Raw genomic sequence first — 13,988 nt, forward strand, 5'->3', positions numbered from 1 at the left:
CACTGTTTAGTAAATTAAACAAACATCATGAACACAACGCCAGAACTTCATTGTGATGTACTGATCATCGGCAGCGGTGCTGCTGGTCTCTCCCTTGCGCTGCGCCTTGCTGAGCACCAGAACGTGATCGTCTTGAGTAAGGGCCCGATGAGCGAGGGTTCAACTTTCTATGCGCAAGGCGGAATTGCGGCCGTGTTTGATGAAACGGACAGCATTGCCTCGCACGTTGAAGACACCCTCATTGCCGGGGCGGGGATTGTGGATGAACATGCCGCAGAGTTTGTCGCCAGCAACGCCCGACATTGCGTACAGTGGCTTATCGATCAGGGGGTGCTGTTTGATACCCACGTCCAGCCTAACGGTGAAGAGAGCTACCACCTGACCCGTGAAGGCGGACATAGCCATCGTCGGATCCTTCATGCGGCAGACGCGACCGGAAAAGCGGTTGAAACCACGCTGGTCAGTAAAGCGCTTAGCCATCCTAATATTCGCGTCCTTGAGCGTAGCAATGCGGTTGACCTGATTATCTCCGATAAAATTGGTCTACCGGGCACGCGACGCGTCGTCGGTGCCTGGGTGTGGAATCGTAATAAAGAGAAGGTGGAAACCTGCCGGGCAAAAGCGGTCGTCCTGGCGACAGGCGGTGCTTCTAAGGTGTATCAGTACACGACTAACCCGGACATTGCCTCCGGAGACGGTATAGCCATGGCCTGGCGTGCCGGTTGTCGCGTGGCGAACCTTGAGTTCAATCAGTTCCATCCAACAGCCCTGTTCCATCCTCAGGCGCGTAATTTTCTGCTGACGGAAGCCCTGCGCGGAGAAGGCGCTTACCTGAAGCGTCCCGACGGCTCCCGCTTTATGCCTGACTTTGATGCCAGGGGCGAACTGGCCCCGCGCGATATTGTCGCTCGCGCAATCGACCATGAAATGAAACGTCTTGGCGTGGATTGTATGTATCTGGATATCAGCCATAAGCCAGCTGAGTTCATTCGTCAGCACTTCCCGATGATTTATGAAAAACTGCTGGGCCTGGGCATCGATTTGACCTGCGACCCGGTGCCCATTGTGCCTGCAGCCCACTATACCTGTGGTGGCGTGATGGTTGACGATCACGGCCGCACCGACGTGGACGGCCTGTACGCCATTGGAGAAGTGAGTTATACCGGCCTGCACGGCGCGAACCGCATGGCCTCAAACTCGCTGCTGGAGTGTCTGGTATACGGATGGTCTGCAGCAGAGGATATTACCAGCCGTATGCCGTATGCACGTGAAACAGAGCATTTGCCAGCCTGGGATGAAAGTCGTGTAGAAAATCCGGACGAACTGGTTGTTATCCAGCATAACTGGCACGAACTGCGGCTGTTTATGTGGGACTACGTTGGGATTGTACGGACGACAAAACGTCTTGAACGCGCCCTGCGCCGCATCACGATGCTACAGCAGGAGATTGATGAGTATTACGCCAATTTCCGTGTCTCCAATAACCTGCTGGAACTGCGCAACCTGGTACAGGTTGCGGAGCTTATCGTACGCTGCGCAATGATGCGTAAAGAGAGTCGCGGGCTGCATTACACCCTGGACTATCCCGATCAGCTGGAAGCGTCCGGCCCGTCGGTCTTGTCTCCTCACGCTCACATAAACAGATAGAACGCCTGGGTCAGAGCAGTGTAATCTTCGGAGTAACGCTGGTCTGGCCCACGGATGACCATTCTGTCATTGAAACACTCCCCTTCTTTCGGTGAGAGAGCCAGCAACACACGATGCGGCAACCGCCCTTCAGTGTCCGAAATGTCGGTGCGTAAACGCAGATTCCAGCCAATCTCCCGGGCAATCTCAATAAAGTTATTGCCGGTACTTTCTGGCAGTACCACGCAGAAAAAACCCTCTTCAGAGATCAGCTCAGCCGCACTGGTTAACAGCGCCTTATGATCGAGTGAACCGGTATAACGAGCCCGTTCGCGCTCGGGCGTACCGCACTCCACGCCGGGTTCGTAGTAAGGAGGGTTACTGACAATGAGATCGTAACGTGAAGTTTGCTCAGGCGCCCAGGCAAGAATATCCGCACACTCAACGGAAAGGCGTGGTGCCCAGAGGGATTCCGCAGCATTTTCACTCGCCTGCCCTGCGGCCTGCGCATCCAGTTCGACGGCATCAATGGTGACATGTTCTTCCGTGCGCTGCGCCAGCATCAACGCCACCAGCCCGCTGCCCGTACCGATATCAAGAATACGCTTAACACCTGCGACAGGTGCCCAGGCACCCAGTAAAATACCGTCTGTACCGACTTTCATCGCACAGCGATCGTGCGCCACAAAAAACTGCTTAAACGTAAAACCATCGCGGCGCAGCTGCGCTTTGAGTTGAGACATGTCAGGGCAACCTTCTAAGTGAAACTGGAGTAGCATAGGGGAAAGCGAAGTGGTCGAAAAGCGATATCCATACAAACAGATGAAGATTACAGCCGTAACGTCTATAATCAGCGCCCCACACAGAGGTAGAACATGACTGTAACGACTTTTTCCGAACTTGAACTCGATGAAAGCCTGCTCAATGCACTTGAGAGCAAAGGCTTTACACGCCCGACCGCCATTCAGGCCGCGGCCATTCCGCCTGCGCTTGAGGGCCGCGATGTGCTCGGTTCTGCGCCAACCGGCACGGGGAAAACAGCAGCCTACTTGCTGCCTGTCTTGCAGCACCTGCTCGATTTCCCACGTAAAAAATCAGGCCCACCGCGTATTTTAATTCTGACGCCTACGCGCGAACTGGCAATGCAGGTTGCCGATCACGCGCGTGAACTCGCGGCAAATACTCATCTGGATATCGCCACCATCACCGGCGGCGTTGCGTACATGAACCACGCCGAAGTGTTCAGTGAAAACCAGGACATCGTCGTTGCGACGACCGGCCGCCTGCTGCAGTACATCAAAGAAGAGAACTTCGACTGCCGCGCGGTTGAAACGCTGATCCTCGACGAAGCCGACCGCATGCTGGACATGGGCTTCGCGCAGGATATTGAACACATTGCGGGTGAAACGCGCTGGCGTAACCAGACAATGCTGTTCTCTGCCACTCTCGAAGGGGAAGCGATCAAAGACTTCGCAGAGCGTCTGCTGGAAGATCCGGTGGAAGTCTCGGCGACGCCGTCCACCCGTGAGCGTAAGAAGATCCACCAGTGGTACTACCGCGCGGACAACCTCGAGCACAAAGTAGAATTGCTGAAACACCTGCTGAAGCAGGAAGACGCTCTGCGCACAATCGTGTTTGTGCGTAAGCGCGAGCGCGTGCACGAGTTGGCTGAAATGTTGCGTAACGCCGGGATCAACAACTGCTATCTTGAAGGCGAGATGGCGCAGATCAAGCGCACCGAAGGCATCAAGCGTCTGACCGATGGCCGCGTGAACGTGCTGGTTGCGACTGACGTTGCCGCACGCGGGATCGACATCCCGGACGTCAGCCACGTCATTAACTTCGATATGCCGCGCAGCGGAGATACCTATCTGCACCGTATTGGCCGTACCGGCCGCGCGGGCCGCAAAGGGATTGCGATTTCACTGGTTGAAGCACATGACTACCTGCTGCTGCAGAAGATTGGCCGCTATGTTGATGAGCCGCTGAAAGCGCGCGTCATTGATGAGCTTCGCCCGACCACCCGTGCGCCGAGCGAAAAAATGACGGGCAAGCCGTCCAAAAAAGCGCTCGCGAAACGTGCTGAGAGAAAAGAGAAAGAAAAAGAGAAGCCGCGCGTTAAGCAACGCCACCGCGACACCAAAAATATTGGTAAACGTCGCAAGCCAAGCGCTGCCGCGCCAGAAACGAAAACTGAAGAGTAAAAAAAAGCCGGGAAATTTCCCGGCTTTTTTATTCCACCCCCGTGGCTGAAACCCTTACAGGCTTTCAGTAAAGGTACGGGCAATAACGTCGCGCTGCTGTTCTGGAGTCAGTGAGTTGAAGCGTACCGCATAGCCAGACACACGAATGGTCAGCTGTGGGTATTTTTCAGGGTGCTCAACGGCGTCCATCAGCGTTTCGCGACGCAGCACGTTAACGTTCAGGTGCTGACCACCTTCAACGCGCACTTCTGGTTTCACTTCCATTGGGATTTCACGGTATTCGATTTCGCCCAGTTTGCTCACTGGCACGATTTCGTCTTCTGCAAAACCCGCTTTCGCTACGACACAGCGCGCTTCGTTTTTCTCGCTGTCCAGCAGCCAGAAAGAGTTGAGCAGATCGTCATTTGCAGCTTTAGTAATCTGGATACCTGTAATCATGTGTTGCCTCCCTAGGCTACATTAACTGATGTCGGCCTCTCGCGGCCAATTGGTAAAACCATTGTTTCTTGTGTGTATATATATCATTCACACCTCGGTGATTTATTGATTTAAATCAACAAAAACACCAACCACATAAAGAGTGTGGTTTGAATTTATTGTTTTAGATCAATTTCACAGCCTTACCAATTCAACTTGCCCTGCATCTTTTCAACATAAATTTAGCCACTTAGCGCACATTTCAGCGTGTAATTTTGCTCACCGGGGTTAAACAGGTAAGCTAGTCACAGATTGAGATTCGCAGGAGAGCGAGATGACGACACCTTTAACCTGGCATGACGTGCTGGCAGAAGAAAAACAGCAGCCTTATTTTATCAATACACTCAGCACCGTTGCTGCTGAGCGCCAGTCCGGACAGACAATTTACCCGCCGCAGAAAGATGTGTTCAACGCCTTTCGCTATACCGAACTGAGCGATGTAAAAGTGGTTATTTTGGGTCAGGATCCCTATCACGGCCCAGGGCAAGCGCATGGGCTGGCGTTTTCCGTACGTCCGGGCGTGGCTATCCCCCCTTCTCTGCTCAACATGTATAAAGAGCTTGAGGGAACCGTGCCCGGGTTTACCCGGCCAAACCACGGCTACCTGGAAAGCTGGGCGCATCAAGGTGTGCTGCTATTGAATACCGTCCTGACCGTGCGCGCGGGCCAGGCGCACTCGCACGCCAGCCTTGGATGGGAGACCTTTACCGATAAAGTCATCAGCCTGATCAACGAGCATCGCGAAGGAGTGGTGTTTTTACTCTGGGGTTCTCACGCGCAGAAGAAAGGGGCGATTATTGACCGTCAGCGTCATCACGTGTTGAAAGCACCGCACCCGTCACCGCTGTCTGCTCATCGCGGTTTCTTTGGCAGTAATCATTTTGTTCTGGCGAATGAATGGCTGGAAAAACGTGGCGAAACGCCAATTGACTGGATGCCTGTGTTACCGGCAGAGAGCGAGTAGGATTTGAATGTGCCGGGTCAGGCCCGGCACATAAGAGGCTTATGCCTTATTCTGACGCCACCATTCAGCCAGCAGCACGCCGGTTGCAACGGAAACGTTCAGACTTTCCACATTGCCTGTCCCGTCAATAGAGACGCTCAGATCCGCACTGGAGAGCGCTGCATCAGACAGACCATCGCGTTCCTGACCTAACACCAACACCATCTTACGTGGCAACGTCGCTTTAAACAGCGGCGTACCGGCATGGCTCGAGGTGGTCACGATGGAATAGCCCGCTTTACGGAACTGCTCAAGGGCATCCAGAACGCTGTCGCCGGTGATCGGCTGTACGTGCTCTGCTCCGCCTTCCGCAGTACGGATCGCGGCACCGGATTCCAGCAGCGCGGCATCCTGCAACAGTACGCCTTTCACGCCAAAGTGCGCGCAGCTACGCATCATCGCACCCAGGTTGTGCGGGTTCCCCACATCTTCCAGCGCCAGCACGCAGTCATCGGCATCCGCCTGGCTGACCCACTGCTGCACGGTGGTGCCGTTACGTTTTTTGATCAGGAAGCAAACGCCGCCGTGGTGTTCGGTACCGGACGCTTTGGTCAGCTCGGCATCATCCACAACGTGGTAGGCTTTGCGGTTCGCGGCCATCCAGCGCAGCGCTTCTTTGAAGCGCGGAGTCACGCTCTGGATAAACCAGGCGCGGACGATACACTCAGGACGGCTCTGGAACAGGGCCTGACAGGCATTCTCGCCATACACGCGGGTCTCTTCCGCACGCTGACGGCGCAGCACTTCCGGGTCGATAAAGCTCTTACCGCTGATACCGCCGTGATCGGCTTTTTCTGGCGTCTCATCGCCAGGAGCGCGAGAAACGGTGCGCCACGGTGAGGCGTTATCGCGTGAGAAGTCATCACGCGGACGATCGTCGCGTGGACGGTCATTACGTGGGCGGTCGGAACGCGGACGGTCATCGCGTTTGCGATCGTCACGTTTGCGGTCATCACCGCGGGTATTTTTGTCATCGCGGGCGGGGCGACGGCCACCGTCTGCACGAGAAGACGCCGGACGCCCGCCCCCTTTTCCGGTACGCGGATTTTGGGTGCGTTTATCAGAGTCATCATCACTGCGGACATACATCACTTTGACCTTGCCGCTTTTGTTTTTCATTTCGTCGTTCATGCTTTTCTCCACCAGCGCTGCGCGAAGCGCGCAGATTACCCGATGTGCCAGCGCATAGCCATAATTTCGTACAAAAGCCTGTGACTATTGTTCTCATTGAATAAAACGCATTGTTGTTTCAAACAGGCTCATTGATAATATGTAACATATTAGAAACATTATCGGCGTTCTGCCGCTGTCCCACGGTTCTATCAGAGGTTAGTTATGAATACCGTATGTGCCAACTGTCAGGCTCTTAATCGCATTCCGGACGATCGGATGGAAGATGGTGCGAAATGCGGACGTTGTGGCCATGAATTATTTGATGGCGATGTCATTAACGCGACGGGTGCTACGCTGGACAAACTCCTCAAGGACGATCTTCCTGTGGTGGTCGATTTCTGGGCACCGTGGTGCGGCCCCTGTCGCAGCTTTGCGCCGATCTTCGAAGACGTGGCCGAAGAGCGTAGTGGAAAAATGCGTTTCGTTAAGGTGAACACCGAAGCCGAGCGCGAACTGAGCGCACGTTTTCGTATTCGCAGCATCCCGACCATTATGATTTTCAAAAATGGTGAAGTGATCGACATGCTCAACGGCGCAGTTCCGAAGGCACCATTTGAAAGCTGGTTAAACGAGTCGCTGTAACAATCGCGGGGCACATCTTGTGCCCCGTTCTCGCCTCTGCGAAAATAGGGTTTTTCCTGCATTTCGCCCATGACTGATAACGCTGTTCTCCAATTACGCGCCGAACGCCTTGCGCGCGCCACGCGCCCGTTTCTTGCCCGCGGCAACCGTATCCGCCGCTGTCAGCGCTGCCTGCTGCCGCTGAAGGTTTGCCTCTGCGAGACGCTTACCCCGAGTACGGCGGAAAGCCGTTTTTGTCTCGTCATGTTCGATACCGAGCCGATGAAGCCCAGCAATACGGGGCGTCTTATCGCCGATATTTTACCGAATACCGCCGCGTTTCAATGGTCTCGTACAGACCCCCCTCAGGCACTGCTCGATTTAGTCACAAACCCCGACTATCAGCCAATGGTGGTTTTCCCGGCGTCCTACGCGGGAGAACAGCGTCAGGTTCTTTCTGCGCCGCCATCCGGTAAACCGCCGCTGTTTATTATGCTGGACGGCACCTGGACCGAAGCGCGAAAAATGTTCCGCAAAAGCCCCTATCTGGATGCTTTACCGGTGATTTCGGTCGATTTGTCTCGCGTCTCGGCCTATCGCCTGCGTGAAGCCCATGCTGACGGGCAATATTGTACGGCGGAAGTGGCAATTGCGCTTCTGGATCTGGCCGGAGATACCCTGGCCGCCAGCGCGTTAGGCAGCCATTTTTCCTGTTTCCGCGAGCGTTACCTGGCAGGAAAAACCGTTCATAAGGGCAGCGTCACAGCAGCCGAGGCAGAAAGCGTTTAAAATCATCAGGCCGCTTGCATTCACAGGAGAGTTGCATGAGCCAGCGAGGGTTAGAAGCGCTACTACGACCTAAATCCATTGCCGTTATTGGTGCCTCCATGAAACCGGACCGTGCGGGTTACCTGATGATGCGTAACCTGCTGGCTGGCGGATTTAATGGCCCTGTTATGCCCGTCACCCCTGCTTATAAAGCCGTTCAGGGCGTGCTTGCGTGGCCAGATATTCAGAGCCTGCCCTTCGTTCCCGACCTCGCCATCATCTGTACGCATGCGAAACGGAATCTGGACTTACTGGAGTCACTTGGCCAAAAAGGGTGCAAAACCTGCATTATCCTCTCCTCACCTCCTGAACAGCAGCCAGAACTCCTTGCTTGTGCCGGTCGCTTTCAGATGCGTATTCTGGGGCCAAACAGTCTGGGACTGCTCGCACCATGGCAAGGACTGAACGCCAGCTTCTCCCCGGTGCCTATCCGCAAAGGCAAACTGGCCTTTATCTCGCAGTCGGCAGCCGTATCGAACACCATTCTCGACTGGGCGCAGCAACGTGAGATGGGATTCTCCTACTTCATCGCTCTGGGTGATAGCCTCGATATCGACGTAGATGAACTGCTGGATTTTCTGGCCAGAGACAGTAAAACCAGCGCGATTCTTCTCTACCTCGAGCACTTAAGCGATGCCCGTCGTTTTGTGTCAGCTTCGCGTAGCGCATCGCGCAATAAACCGATCCTGGTCATCAAAAGTGGGCGTAGCCCGGCGGCGCAGCGTCTGCTGAATTCGCATTCAGGTATGGATCCCGCGTGGGATGCCGCGATCCAGCGTGCCGGTTTACTTCGGGTGCAGGATACGCACGAGCTTTTTTCCGCCGTTGAGACGCTGAGCCATATGCGTCCGTTACGCGGCGAAAAGCTAATGATTGTCAGCAATGGGGCGGCACCTGCAGCGCTGGCACTGGATGAGCTCTGGCTACGCAACGGCAAGCTGGCTACGCTCGGCGAAGAGACGCTTCAACACCTGCGTGAGGCATTACCCGTCAGCGTCGCACCCGGAAACCCGCTGGATTTACGCGATGATGCCAGCAGCGAGCGCTATATAAAGGCCATTTCAATTTTGCTGGACAGCCAGGATTTCGACGCGCTCATGATCATCCACTCGCCCAGTGCGGTTGCGCCTGGTACTGAAAGCGCGCGGACGCTCATTGACGCTGTGCGTAATCATCCGCGCGGCAAATACGTTACCGTGCTCACCAACTGGTGCGGTGAATTTTCCTCTCAGGAGGCACGCCGGCTGTTCAGTGAAGCCGGGTTGCCGACGTATCGCACACCAGAAGGCACTATCACCGCATTTATGCATATGGTGGAATACCGTCGTAACCAAAAGCAACTGCGTGAAACCCCGGCTTTACCAGGTAACCTGACTGCGAATGCCGTCGACGTCCACCGACTGCTGCAGCAGGCTATCGAAGAGGGGGCGACCTCGCTCGACACGCATGAGGTACAGCCCGTTCTCGGCAGTTACGGCATGCAAACGCTGCCGACATGGATCGCCAGCGACAGCGCGGAAGCCGTCCATATTGCTGAGCAAATTGGCTACCCGGTTGCCCTGAAGCTTCGCTCTCCGGATATCCCACATAAGTCGGATATTCAGGGCGTAATGTTGTACTTACGCACGGCTGCGGAAGTGCAGCAAGCTGCAGATGCCATTTTCGATCGCGTCAAAATGGCCTGGCCGCAGGCCAGGATCCACGGCCTTCTCGTGCAAAGCATGGCTAACCGAGCAGGCGCCCAGGAGCTACGCGTGGTGGTTGAGCACGATCCGGTCTTTGGGCCGCTGATTATGCTGGGTGAAGGCGGCGTTGACTGGCGACCTGAAGAGCAGGCGGTGGTGGCATTACCGCCATTGAATATGAATCTGGCACGCTATCTGATAATACAGGCGATAAAGAGCAAAAAAATCCGTGGCCGGAGCGCCCTGCGCCCGCTTGATATTGCCGGATTAAGCCAGTTCCTGGTGCAGGTCTCTAACCTGATTGTGGATTGTGCCGAGATTCAGCGGTTGGATATTCACCCGCTGCTCGCGTCCGGCAATGAGTTTATCGCGCTGGATGTCACGCTGGATATTGCGCCATTCACAGGAGACAGAGAGAGCCGTCTGGCGATCCGCCCTTATCCTTTACACCTCGAAGAATGGGTGGAGATGAAAAACGGCGAACGCGCACTCTTCCGCCCTATTCTGCCGGAAGATGAGCCGCAGCTACGCACGTTCATCTCTCAGGTGACCAAAGAAGATCTTTACTACCGCTACTTTAGCGAGATCAATGAATTCACTCATGATGATTTAGCCAATATGACGCAGATCGACTACGATCGAGAAATGGCGTTTGTGGCCGTACGGCGTTCCGGGCAGAGTGATGAGATCCTTGGCGTGACGCGTGCTATTTCGGATCCGGATAATATCGATGCGGAGTTTGCCGTGCTGGTACGCTCTGATTTGAAAGGCCTGGGCCTGGGGAGACGGCTGCTGGAAAAACTCATCAGTTATACGCGAGATCACGGATTGCTCCGCCTGAATGGCATTACTATGCCCAACAATCGCGGTATGGTCACTCTGGCGCGCAAACTGGGTTTTGACGTGGATGTTCAGCTGGACGAAGGGATTGTGGCCTTGTCCCTCCCCCTGACATCAGCAGATAAACAAGAGTAACCTACTGGAAATGTTACCCACTTTTGATAGCACTGGGGTATCATTGTCCGCTTATGTTGTTTGCATGCTACAGACAACCCTTCAATGAACAGAGAAGAAACGCACTGTGATGTTGTCAAAATTCAAGCGTAATAAACATCAACAACACCTTGCTCAACTACCGAAGATTTCTCAGTCAGTTGATGATGTAGAGTTCTTTTACGCTCCCGCTCATTTTCGGGAGACGATCCTGGAAAAGATCGCCAGCGCTACGCGACGTATTTGTATTGTGGCGCTGTATCTTGAACAAGATGAAGGCGGGCGCGCGATCCTGAACGCGCTCTATGAAGCTAAGCGTCAACGTCCGGAGCTGGATGTTCGCGTTCTGGTTGACTGGCACCGTGCACAGCGCGGCCGCATTGGTGCGGCGGCGTCTAACACGAATGCTGACTGGTATTGCCGCACGGCGCAGGAGAACCCTGGCGTCGATGTGCCGGTTTATGGCGTACCGGTCAATACCCGTGAAGCACTCGGCGTTCTGCATTTCAAAGGCTTCATTATTGATGATAGCGTCCTCTACAGCGGCGCGAGTCTGAATGACGTTTACCTCCATCAGCTCGATAAATATCGATATGACCGCTACCATCTGATTCGCAATGCGCAGATGGCGGATATCATGTTTAACTGGGTTGACAGACACCTGGTCCATGGCCGTGGCGTGAACCGTCTCGACGATCCCCATCGACCTAAAAGCCCCGAAATCAAAAACGATGTTCGCACTTTCCGTCAGGAGCTGCGCGATGCGGTGTATCATTTTCAGGGCGATGCCAATAACGAAGAGCTTTCCGTTACGCCACTCGTTGGTTTAGGCAAATCGAGCCTGCTGAACAAGACCATTTTCCATTTAATGCCGTGTGCGGAACAGAAACTGACCATCTGCACGCCGTACTTTAACCTTCCCGCGGTGCTGGTTCGCAATATCATCCAGCTGCTGCGTGATGGTAAAAAAGTGGAAATCATTGTCGGGGATAAAACGGCAAACGACTTCTTTATCCCGGAAGATCAGCCGTTCAAGATTATCGGCGCGTTACCTTATCTCTATGAGATCAACCTGCGTCGATTCCTGAGCCGTTTGCAGTATTATGTGAATACCGACCAACTGGTTGTGCGTCTCTGGAAAGATGAAGACAACAGCTATCACCTTAAAGGTATGTGGGTCGACGATGAATGGATGCTGCTGACAGGCAATAACCTGAACCCACGCGCCTGGCGCCTGGATCTGGAAAATGCCATTTTGATCCACGATCCGCAGCACGAATTAGCCGCGAAACGCGAGCGCGAGCTGGAATTGATTCGTACTCATACCACCGTCGTTCGCCATTACCGCGATCTGCAGAGCATTGCCGATTATCCTGTGAAGGTCCGTAAACTTATTCGTCGTTTACGTCGGATCCGGATAGACCGCCTCATCAGCCGTATTCTGTAATGTTCAGGCCCTGTCATTAGCAGGGCTTTTTTATGGAGTTCGTTAATGCGCATCCCTCTCTTATTCGCCCTCTTGTGCCTGACAGGATGTAGCCACATGGCTAACGATAGCTGGTCGGGTCAGGATAAAGCCCAACACTTTATCGCTTCTGCCATGTTGTCCGCTGCCGGTAATGAGTATGCGCAACATCAGGGATACAGCAGAGATCGGAGTGCGGCAATCGGCCTGATGTTCTCAGTAAGCCTTGGAGCATCAAAAGAGCTTTGGGACAGCCGCCCCGCAGGGAGCGGCTGGAGCTGGAAAGATTTTGCCTGGGATGTCGCCGGCGCAACGACCGGCTATGCCGTGTGGCAGTTGGCGCATGATTAAAGTCGAATACCTTTACCCTTGCGGTGCAGCATCAGGGACACGATGAAAGCCAGAGCCCCCATCACCGTAACATACCAGAAAAACGTTGTTTCACTGCCCCATGATTTTAGCGACAGGGCAACGTATTCCGCAGACCCGCCAAAAATCGCATTCGCCACTGCATACGAAAGCCCAACCCCCAGCGCACGAACCTGAGCCGGGAACATTTCCGCCTTGAGTATGCCGCTGATCGAGGTATAGAAACTAACGATCACCATTGCCACCATCACCAGCGCAAATGCCGCATACGGTGAGGAAACATGCTGAAGCGCAGTCAAAATGGGGACGGTACATAATGCAGATAATCCGCCAAAAATGAGCATCGACGTACGTCGACCCATCTTATCCGAGAGCGCTCCGATGAGCGGTTGTATGAGCATAAAAACAAATAAAGCCACCGTCATGACAACGCTGGCGACATTCGCATGCATACCTGTAGTGTTCACCAGATACTTCTGCATATAAGTGGTGAAAGTGTAAAAACTGAGAGAGCCGCCCGCAGTAAAGCCCAGCACCATCAGGAAAGCCTTGCGGTTACGCCATAACCCTTTGAATGTTCCCGCCTCCTTCAGCGTTCTGACTTCCTTCTGAGAGGTCTCATCTAACTGACGACGCAGCCAAAGTGCGACGATAGCCAGTACTGCCCCCATGGCGAAAGGAATCCGCCATCCCCAGGTGTGAAGCTGCTCATCCGTCAAAATCTGCTGCAGGATCACCACGACAAGGATGGCCAACAGTTGACCACCAATTAGCGTGACGTACTGGAATGAGGCGTAAAAACCTTTACGGCCTTCCAGTGCAATCTCACTCATGTAGGTCGCACTGGTACCGTATTCACCGCCGACAGATAGCCCCTGGAATAAGCGGGCCAGTAAAAGTAGCGCCGGTGCCCAGGTCCCAATCGATTCATATCCCGGTAGACAGGCGATCACCAGCGAGCCAAAGCACATCATACAAACCGAGATCAACATGGAGGCCTTACGACCACGACGATCCGCAATGCGACCGAACAGCCAGCCACCGATTGGTCGCATTAAGAATCCTGCAGCGAATACCCCTGCCGTTTGTAGCAACTGCGTCGTGGTGTTTCCCGAAGGAAAGAAGATATGTGCGAAATAGAGTGAACAGAATGAGTAGACGTAAAAGTCGAACCATTCAACAAGGTTCCCTGAAGAGGCACTGACGATTGCCCATACCCTTCTGCGGGTATCACTGTTAGCCAGCGTCCCGTTTGATGCAATGCTTTCTGTCATTGTGATTATGCTCCAGCCATAAACAGCGGCGTATTGAGCCAGGAGACTCAATTACCTCGTAAATGAAATGTTATAATTTTGTTATAAACAACATTGAGACAGAGATCACACATTCCATTAGCAGGATAAGCGATTAGGAGAAAGGCTAATTAAGAGAAAATCCAAAAGCAAAAAACCCCGCACCTTTCGGTACGGGGTTCTTCTGATTGATGCCTGGCAGTTCCCTACTCTCACATGGGGAGACCCCACACTACCATCGGCGCTACGGCGTTTCACTTCTGAGTTCGGCATGGGGTCAGGTGGGACCACCGCGCTAAAGCCGCCAGGCAA

At 54.0% G+C, this 13,988-nt stretch carries 13 protein-coding genes and 1 rRNA gene; 9 read left to right on the top strand and 5 right to left on the bottom strand.

Annotated elements, in window-relative coordinates:
• Positions 1-27 precede the first annotated feature (27 nt).
• Entirely contained in the window at positions 28-1,647 is a 1,620-nt protein-coding gene (gene nadB / locus AC2T6E_RS19785; protein WP_325840598.1) for an L-aspartate oxidase, read from the top strand.
• Here the strand turns inward: nadB and trmN are convergent.
• A complete protein-coding gene (gene trmN, locus AC2T6E_RS19790) occupies positions 1,632-2,369 on the bottom strand; it encodes a tRNA(1)(Val) (adenine(37)-N(6))-methyltransferase TrmN (protein WP_260662449.1) in 738 nt (245 codons plus the stop codon). The genes nadB and trmN overlap by 16 nt on opposite strands.
• A gap of 132 nt (positions 2,370-2,501) precedes the next feature.
• Between trmN and srmB the strand changes: the two genes are divergently transcribed.
• A complete protein-coding gene (srmB, locus tag AC2T6E_RS19795) occupies positions 2,502-3,830 on the top strand; it encodes an ATP-dependent RNA helicase SrmB (RefSeq protein ID WP_214593652.1) in 1,329 nt (442 codons plus the stop codon).
• 54 nt (positions 3,831-3,884) lie between these two features.
• Here srmB and grcA read toward each other — a convergent pair whose 3' ends face one another.
• Complete coding sequence (gene grcA / locus AC2T6E_RS19800) at positions 3,885-4,268, bottom strand: autonomous glycyl radical cofactor GrcA (protein WP_008502190.1); 384 nt, start codon at positions 4,266-4,268, stop codon at positions 3,885-3,887.
• Positions 4,269-4,581: 313 nt separating this feature from the next.
• On the opposite strand from grcA, the gene ung reads away from it, so the two are divergent.
• Positions 4,582-5,271, top strand: a complete 690-nt coding sequence (ung, locus tag AC2T6E_RS19805; RefSeq protein WP_089598417.1) for a uracil-DNA glycosylase — start codon at positions 4,582-4,584, stop codon at positions 5,269-5,271.
• Positions 5,272-5,310: 39 nt separating this feature from the next.
• Here ung and AC2T6E_RS19810 read toward each other — a convergent pair whose 3' ends face one another.
• Positions 5,311-6,441, bottom strand: a complete 1,131-nt coding sequence (locus AC2T6E_RS19810) for a tRNA/rRNA methyltransferase (RefSeq protein ID WP_089598418.1) — start codon at positions 6,439-6,441, stop codon at positions 5,311-5,313.
• Between the two features lie 204 nt (positions 6,442-6,645).
• On the opposite strand from AC2T6E_RS19810, the gene trxC reads away from it, so the two are divergent.
• From trxC to AC2T6E_RS19840, 6 genes are all read left to right on the top strand, one after another.
• Positions 6,646-7,065 (top strand): thioredoxin TrxC, encoded by a 420-nt coding sequence (trxC, locus tag AC2T6E_RS19815; RefSeq protein ID WP_089598419.1) that lies wholly within the window; start codon positions 6,646-6,648, stop codon positions 7,063-7,065.
• Between the two features lie 69 nt (positions 7,066-7,134).
• Positions 7,135-7,833, top strand: coding sequence for a tRNA-uridine aminocarboxypropyltransferase (tapT, locus tag AC2T6E_RS19820; RefSeq protein WP_260662451.1), 699 nt, complete (start codon positions 7,135-7,137; stop codon positions 7,831-7,833).
• Positions 7,834-7,868: 35 nt separating this feature from the next.
• Positions 7,869-10,532, top strand: a complete 2,664-nt coding sequence (locus tag AC2T6E_RS19825; protein ID WP_174340929.1) for a bifunctional acetate--CoA ligase family protein/GNAT family N-acetyltransferase — start codon at positions 7,869-7,871, stop codon at positions 10,530-10,532.
• A gap of 84 nt (positions 10,533-10,616) precedes the next feature.
• Positions 10,617-10,664 carry a hypothetical protein gene (locus tag AC2T6E_RS19830; RefSeq protein ID WP_214594211.1) on the top strand — a complete coding sequence of 16 codons (48 nt, stop codon included), beginning with the start codon at positions 10,617-10,619 and terminating at the stop codon, positions 10,662-10,664.
• Complete coding sequence (gene pssA, locus AC2T6E_RS19835; protein ID WP_228864761.1) at positions 10,645-11,997, top strand: CDP-diacylglycerol--serine O-phosphatidyltransferase; 1,353 nt, start codon at positions 10,645-10,647, stop codon at positions 11,995-11,997. Before AC2T6E_RS19830 ends, pssA begins: the two co-directional genes overlap by 20 nt.
• A gap of 45 nt (positions 11,998-12,042) precedes the next feature.
• A complete protein-coding gene (locus tag AC2T6E_RS19840; RefSeq protein ID WP_174340930.1) occupies positions 12,043-12,366 on the top strand; it encodes a YfiM family lipoprotein in 324 nt (107 codons plus the stop codon).
• On the opposite strand, the gene AC2T6E_RS19845 is transcribed toward AC2T6E_RS19840, so the two are convergent.
• On the bottom strand, positions 12,363-13,658 hold the full coding sequence (locus AC2T6E_RS19845; RefSeq protein ID WP_120157677.1) for an MFS transporter: 1,296 nt from the start codon (positions 13,656-13,658) through the stop codon (positions 12,363-12,365). The two genes, AC2T6E_RS19840 and AC2T6E_RS19845, sit on opposite strands and share 4 nt — an antisense overlap.
• Before the next feature lie 211 nt (positions 13,659-13,869).
• Positions 13,870-13,985 (bottom strand): 5S ribosomal RNA (rrf, locus tag AC2T6E_RS19850).
• Between the last annotated feature and the right edge of the window lie 3 nt (positions 13,986-13,988).

The organism is Enterobacter sp. B79-1 (genome assembly GCF_057444735.1).